The 6,352-nt window shown below is 47.9% G+C and carries 5 protein-coding genes; all 5 read right to left on the bottom strand.

The features are described 5' to 3' along the window. A partial coding sequence (locus E5S67_RS23430) for a DUF4347 domain-containing protein (RefSeq protein ID WP_246276952.1) occupies window positions 1-3,074 on the bottom strand: 3,074 nt, incomplete at its 3' end. A gap of 310 nt (window positions 3,075-3,384) precedes the next feature. Beyond that, complete coding sequence (locus E5S67_RS23425) at window positions 3,385-4,167, bottom strand: DsbA family protein (protein ID WP_172190770.1); 783 nt, start codon at window positions 4,165-4,167, stop codon at window positions 3,385-3,387. Window positions 4,168-4,718: 551 nt separating this feature from the next. Continuing rightward, the gene (locus tag E5S67_RS23420) at window positions 4,719-5,231 is read right to left on the bottom strand and encodes a hypothetical protein (RefSeq protein ID WP_172190769.1); all 513 of its coding nucleotides are present in this window, start codon (window positions 5,229-5,231) and stop codon (window positions 4,719-4,721) included. Window positions 5,232-5,347: 116 nt separating this feature from the next. Beyond that, the gene (locus E5S67_RS23415) at window positions 5,348-5,791 is read right to left on the bottom strand and encodes a hypothetical protein (RefSeq protein WP_172190768.1); all 444 of its coding nucleotides are present in this window, start codon (window positions 5,789-5,791) and stop codon (window positions 5,348-5,350) included. 77 nt (window positions 5,792-5,868) lie between these two features. Continuing rightward, the gene (locus E5S67_RS23410) at window positions 5,869-6,051 is read right to left on the bottom strand and encodes a CsbD family protein (RefSeq protein WP_172190767.1); all 183 of its coding nucleotides are present in this window, start codon (window positions 6,049-6,051) and stop codon (window positions 5,869-5,871) included. Window positions 6,052-6,352: the final 301 nt, after the last annotated feature.

The raw sequence follows: 6,352 nt of genomic DNA, 5'->3' as shown, positions 1-6,352 counted from the left end.
CCCCCCCGCCCCCCCTCCCCCTCTTCTTTCCGACTCTCAGTTTCTTTTTCATTTGGATTTTGAGTTGGTGTTGGAGTCGGAGTTGGCGTCGGAGTTGGCGTCGGAGTTGGCGTCGGCGTCGGTGGAGTCGGCGTCGGTGTCGGAGTTGGAGTCGGTGGAGTCGGTGTCGGAGTTGGTGACTCCAAGTCGTCATTTGCGATCGTACCTATGCCCGTCGCTTTAGTAATAGTCGCATTGACAGCGGTGCTGAGGTTGACGTTAAATGTTTCGTCAGTTTCAAACTTAGAATCGCCGTTGACAGCAACAGTAATGGTTTTAGGCGTCGTGTCCCCGGCATTGAAGGTGACGCTGCCTGTGGCCGCCGTGTAATCGCTATCAGCAGTGTTAGCAGTACCGTCTGACGTGGCGTAATTGACGGTGACGGGCAAGCTATAAGCTGCTGAGAGAGAGGCGGTAAAGGTGGCGCTAGCAGTACCCGTATTGCCCTCGGTAACAACTACATCACCGATCGAGATACTAGGAATATCATCATTGGCGATCGTAGCAGTGGCGGTGCTGGTGGTGACAGTCGAACTTTCCGGCGCTGCGGTCAAATTTGGGTTGCTGAGGGTGACGGTAATTGTCTCGTCAGGTTCAACTGCGGTTTCGCCCAAGACATCCACAGCAATAGTTTTAGTTGTTTCGTTGGCGGCAAAGGCGATCGTCCCTGTGGCGGTAGTAGCCCCGGCAGCATTGATATTATTGTAGTCTGGGCCGTTGCTCGCGGTACCAGCGATCGCATAATTTACTGTACTCGCTACCCCCGTGCCGCCGCTGCGAGTGACGGTGAAAGTGACGGGTTGAATGCCGGAGTTGCCTTCTGTTAAGGAACCTGTGGCTGGATTTGTGAGTGCGATCGCATAAGCAATCGAGTCATTCGCAGGAATAGTAACGGTAGCGTTAGTGTTGATAGCATCAATCGTGTAATTATTGCCAGCAGCCAAATTCAGGCGCAGCGGTTCTGCCAGTTCAGGAATGGTATCGTCAACAGCAGTGAGGGTGACATCAACAAAAGCTTGTCCGTTGGGAATCGTCACCGTCACGTTAGAAGCCGCAACCGCTACGCTGCCACCCGCAAGGCTGTAATCAGCGGGGACAGCGGTACTGCTGTTATCAATAGCGAGATTAACTGTCAGGTTGCCTAATGTGCTACCAGTGCGGCTAATGCGAAAAGTACCTGCGCTTCCACCTTCAATAGCTGTATTGGTTGGGGCTGCAATGCTGACGGTTTGCTGTACTTCAAAAGCGCCGATGTCAACAGCAATGCCAGAAGGCCGAGTTAAGCCACGCTGATCCGTAGCAGGTGCGATCGCGCTGTTACCCGCCTCGATCGCGGGGCTACCTGCATTCAGTGCGTGCGTCTGCGTAAGGCCACCGTTATTTGCCAGTGGTGCTAGATTCGGATTGATGGGAGTGCCAGCAGTGCCTACTAGATCGCCATTAACACCGTTTGTGAAGCCAGCACCAGTACCGTTGCCAATTAAGTTATTGCCCTCACTTGTAAATGTGCCGTCTACATCGGGGTTTAACGGAGCCGTATTCCCAGCAATGATGGTGTTGCGGACGTTTGCCGTCAAGGTATTGAAGATGCCCCCGCCTTGGTTTGTGGCACTATTGAGAGTAAGAGTGCTACTTCTGAGATCCAGCGTACCGCCATTTCTGATCGCGCCAAAGTTAGTTGCCGTGTTCGCAGAAAACGTACTGTTGGTAATGGTTGCCGCGCCGCTGTTGACAATGCCGCCGCCGTTTTGTGCGGCCTGGTTGCCATTGAACGTGCTGCTGGTGACACTTAATGGCTGGGCATCGTTTCTGATCGCACCGCCATCAGCCGCCGAAATATTGTTAGTGAAAGTGCTGTCAGCAATGCTTAACAGTTCGCCCCCGCCTCGGTGGTAAATCGCGCCGCCACCGTCGGTATTTTGGGAACTATTGCCACTAAACGTGCTGCCAGTAATGTTTACTGTACCGCTATCAATCAGGATGGCACCACCGCCTTGGCTAGCTGCCGTCGCTGTGTTTTCGGTGAAAATGCTGTTAAGAATGTTTAAAATACCGCCACCCTGCCTGATCGCGCCGCCACCGAAACCGTTGACTGTATTGGCAGTAAAAGTGGAACTCGTGATTGTTACAGTACCGCCGTTATTGAACAGGGCACCGCCTCCTCCAGCGGTGTTGCCTGAGAAGGTAACGTTGGTGAGGTTCAGGGTGACACCGAAGCCGTTAAGAATGCCGCCAGTGCCGTTAGCAAAGGTGAGGTTAGAGATGCTAACAGGGCCGGTAGTAGTGTTAAGTATCTGCACTGCGCTGTTGCCGCTAACTGTCAAGTTAGCTGCACCTGGGCCGTTCAGAGTGACGCTTTCATTAATAGTTGGTAGTGTCGTCGCGAGGGTAATTGTGCCAGTAATGGCAGTCAGGTCAATAGTATCTGCGCCTGCGCTAGCATTGGCTAGGGTAATGGCATCTCGCAGCGAGTTTGCACCGGAGTCGTTGGTGTTGGTAACTGAGAAAGTAACTAAAACGTGGCTGTAAGCTGCGATCGCCTCTTGGGTGAATGCCAAAGGTGTCTCAATCGAACCAATTGTTACTTCTAAATCCCAGTCACCGCCTAATGCAGCACTTCCTGTCAGGTTTTTGGAAGCGGCGATGTCTGCACCTGTGAGTTGATTGAGGCGTTGCAAAAACGATCGCCCCGTTATAGGTGGGGCGATTTCTGCCGCCACGTTGCAACCGTACAGGAGGATATCGGCGTTAGGGGCTAAGGCCTTTTTCCACTGCTGAAGTCGATCGCCATATTCGTCTAGGTTGTCAGAATTTAGCTGAATTGACCCCAGTTGCAAATTTCCAGGCCCGCCGTGAGAAACAATGTGAACAGCGTCCAGATCGCTGTAGCTAGCTAATAACTCTGTAATTTGCTCGACTCCATCCCCCGCCCGATCGAGTATAAATATCTCTTTCCTTGGTTCGGCGCTTGGTGCAAGGCTTTGATAATCTTCAACCGTTGGGTCAATGACAACTATTTGCGTAATTTTTTCCATGATCGATTTTCCTCGTAGATGCAAGGGAAATGGAGCTTAAAAGCGGCGATCGTCTTACCAAAAGAATTCAAATTAGTATTGACAAATAATCATTTGAATCCACTAGCTAGGTTTGGGAAAGCTTGTAAAAGGCAAGATATAATGCTTGAGTCATAAGCAGCTTAGAGTCTTACTAAGACAACACCTAGAGCAAATTTGTTCCCAAGCGTAAAAATTAGTCAGTAAATATAGCTATCGAGTCGATCGCGCATTCGATCCCCGACTTCTTTAAGAAATCGGGGATCTGTTCTGTTTATTCAGGTGGGCTTACTTATTTGGAGATACTAGCGAGAATGCTTTCCATCTCAGAAAGCTCGACCGCCCCGGAGAAAGTTTGACCGTTCATAATAAAGAAGGGAGTCCCTTGAATGCCCAGTTGTTGAGCGAGTTGCACGTCTTTGGCAATGGCGGCTTCGGCAGCGGGGCTGTTGCGATCGGTGTTGAATTTATCTAATTTTAGATTGAGCTTTTGGGCGATCGATGCGTAAAATGGCTCGCCTAACTCTTTCTGCCCTTCAAACAAAGCGCTGTAGTATTCCCAGAATTTGCCCTGCTGTTGGGCAGCCCAAGCTGCTTTAGCTGCTGGCAGCGCTTGAGGGTGAATTGAAGTCAAGGGAAAATGCTTGTAAGCTAAAGTAACTTTGTCCTGGTGTTTTGCCATAAACTGCTTGACAGTATCGTGAGCGCGCGCGCAAAACGGACATTGAAAGTCAGAGAATTCTAAAAGTACAATCTGCTGCGAAGCTGATCCCGTGCTAGGAGCATCCCCGATCGCCGATTTGGGATTAGTTTTCATCTCCTGCAAAAATGATTCCTGCGCTGCTTTGAGAGACTGCTGCTGCTGTTGCTGGTACGCTTGTACCGAATCTAAAATTACTTGCGGGTTTTCGCGGATAATCTGCAAGACTTGCTCTTTCAACTTGGGATCGACTGAATTGCCAGCCGCTGACTGTGCGGGGGAACAACCGATAAATACCAGGCAACCTGCGAGGAGTGCAGCAAAGCAGAAGGCTTGCTGGCTGCGGAGTTTTCGCCAAATAGTGGATAGGTTCATCTTTTATTTCTCATTCACGGCAACACTTAATCCTACATTTAATTTTGCGGAGTGTCAGGTGTACCGCTGTTGACTGCTGTGCAGCTATTTTTAGCTGTGACCAATAATTAGTCATTGGCAATCGGTAATTCGTAGTCGGTAATTGGCAATGGATGTTAATCACCCGAACAGCTAAAAACCCAATAATTAAGATTTAAATCTTCGGGATTTATTATAATATTATGTTCCCTCGAACCACCGCAATCAAAAAGGTTTGTAATGAGGACTTGAGTCCTCCAACAGCCAGTCGATTTTAGATTTTAGATTTTAGATTTTAGATTTAAAAATTGACTCCACAGATGAATCTGGGAGCTGGAAATTAGGTGTAAAATTTTTCGCTTGTCAACAGTCAACAGTCAACAGAATCTTATGAGGACTCAAGTCCTCACTAGAAATGCGATCGCGGTTATTTTACAGAACTAGATATAAAAAATAAAAGGACGATCGCCCTGGTGATCGTCCTTTTATTTGCTGCACGTATTATCCGCTTTTAGGCTTGTCTCAATCCAAGATTATTTGCGGTTGTTGAGCCATTTAGCGGCAACTATTCCCAAAATACCAGCAACAACTGGATTTCCCAAAAACTTCATCAAACTCGGCTGTTCTGCCAGCACTTCTCGGAAAATATCCGGATGATTGTGATAGGTGAACGAGGCCAGCTTGGTAACATCGTCAGCATTCATGCGGCTGGCGTGGTGGGTAGAAAGTCCTAGCTGCTTTTCCAATTGGCGATCGTCCAATCCTCTCTTGCCCAAATGCTTGAAGAATTCCCGCGCCACGTCGTCGAGTTCATTTGGCTTAATTTGGGCGATCGCCTTTTGCAATTCCGGTTCCAACTGAGCCGGCGGGAGGGAGTCGTGATTCAGGGAACGCCCGAATAATTGTTTGCGCTGATCGGGCGAAGTTCTCTGAGCAAAATCGTCAAAATTTTCGTACTCTTCACCGGTTGTCTCCGGCATCGTTTCTCGATCTCCCTGGGCCAAATCGCTCATGATTTGACGCTTGTAATTATCGCTGCTACTCATGGTAAATTTCTTCCTATCTACACAACAGTTTTGTCTCTAATTGAGAAAACTTCGCATTCAAAAAACTGCCGAATATTAAACCGTCGCGCGGCTATCATTAAAGCTGGCTAACCAGGTCAAGACTTGTATTCAATTTGATTTGATTGCTGGTCGTACTTAGCCGTCAAAATCAGTTTTTTGTCAGGAGCGTAAACCAAAACACTTACATCCTGATTTGGGAAATTGCGGTGAAAACCTTGTGCTAAAGATTTGGCCAAATCTTTCACTTCTGTAGGGCGGACTTGGGAGGTAATTACCACTCCCAATTTGTTGTTGTCGCGCACGTAAGCATCCTGAACCAGACCCTTAGCCGTCTTTGTTACCCATTGACCAAAATCTTGACCGGCAGCGGTATTGCCGCGTTCTAGCTGCGCGTAATAACCCTGACTACCACCAACTGCTACAGGTACATTAGTCGGTTTTTGGGCTGAAACGCTGGGCGCGCAGGCAGTAGTAACAACCAGCATTAATACCAAGAGTACCCCCGCAATTATTTTGCGACTCTGCTGCAATAAACTCACCTTTTTTCCTCCGTTCCGAAAAGATTGTGAATACTTGAAAGGGTCAGGTTGCTCGACCCTTTCAATTAGTATTAGGCTTAGTCTAGTTTCTTTTTGAGCTCATCTTTTACATCTTCGATGGCGTGACCAGCTTCAGCTTTTGCCTGCTTGGCTTTGCCTTCTGCTTTATCCTTCGGGTCGCCAGTAACATTGCCTAGGGCTTCTTGAGCTTTGCCTGCGATGTTGTCGCCAGTTGCCTTTGCTCTATCTTCATTGCTCATGGTTTTCTCCCTATCTGTATCTAATCAGACATTTTTTACTTAATAAACTCATCATAGGTAACTAGGAACTGCATTGCACTCTACCTCTAGGAAGAAAGAATGAAGAAAAAATGAAGAGGGAAGATAAAAAAGTTATTTTTCCGTCTTGGACAGACTGCCACGTTCATATTTACCAGTTGTTTTTACCGTTTCTGCTGGCTGCAATGAAGTATTTCTGTGAAAAAACTCGTCGATGGCTACCCGTGCGTCCAAGACAATTTTGCTTAAGAAAAAAAATTAAAATTATAATGTTTTTATTGAA

The organism is Microcoleus asticus IPMA8 (assembly GCF_013179805.1).
GTDB lineage: Bacteria > Cyanobacteriota > Cyanobacteriia > Cyanobacteriales > Microcoleaceae > Microcoleus > Microcoleus asticus.
The sequence above is the reverse complement of the archived record's forward strand: the minus strand, read 5'-3'. Positions and strand labels throughout refer to the sequence as shown.